Below are 474 nucleotides of genomic sequence, written 5' to 3'. Positions count from 1 at the left end.
CAGGAGGAAGTCGACATCTTCTTTCTGTCGGCTGTTGCGGTGGATCGGCAGGGCATTTCCAATGTGACGCTGGAAGAAGCGAGCGTGAAACAGGCGGCGATTGCGCGCGCCCGCCGTACAATTCTCGTAGCAGACCACACGAAGCTCGATCTCCGCGAAAAGGCTGACGTCTGCGCCTGGGATTCAATCGATATATTCATAACCGACCGGCATCCGGCCGCCGTATCCTACGAGAATGCGGCGTCTAGGATCGAATACTGCAATCCCGATGCCGGCAAGCAAGGAACAAAGACGAAATGACGAAATTCAGCGCCCTTTTCGGCAAGCGCTAGCCGGTAATTGCCATGATGCACCTTGCTCCGCTGCCGGGCACACCGCTTTATAATGCCGATGGTGGTATCGACGCCATCGTTGAGGCGGCGCGGCGGGATCTCAAGGCTCTTCAGGCGGCCGATGTGGACGCTGTCATGTTCG

The 474-nt window shown here is 57.6% G+C and carries 1 protein-coding gene and 1 pseudogene; both read left to right on the top strand.

Annotated elements, in window-relative coordinates:
• Positions 1 to 300: pseudogene (locus AB1462_RS31820) on the top strand (hypothetical protein); the annotation flags it as partial.
• Between the two features lie 44 nt (positions 301 to 344).
• Positions 345 to 474 (top strand): BtpA/SgcQ family protein (locus tag AB1462_RS31815; protein ID WP_367249064.1); only part of this gene is annotated, 130 nt, incomplete at its 3' end.

Source organism: Pseudomonas sp. SB113, from assembly GCF_040754745.1.
GTDB classification, from domain to species: Bacteria; Pseudomonadota; Gammaproteobacteria; order Pseudomonadales; family Pseudomonadaceae; genus Aquipseudomonas; species Aquipseudomonas grimontii.
Note: the sequence above shows the minus strand (reverse complement) of the source record. Positions and strands in the feature narration are given on the sequence as shown.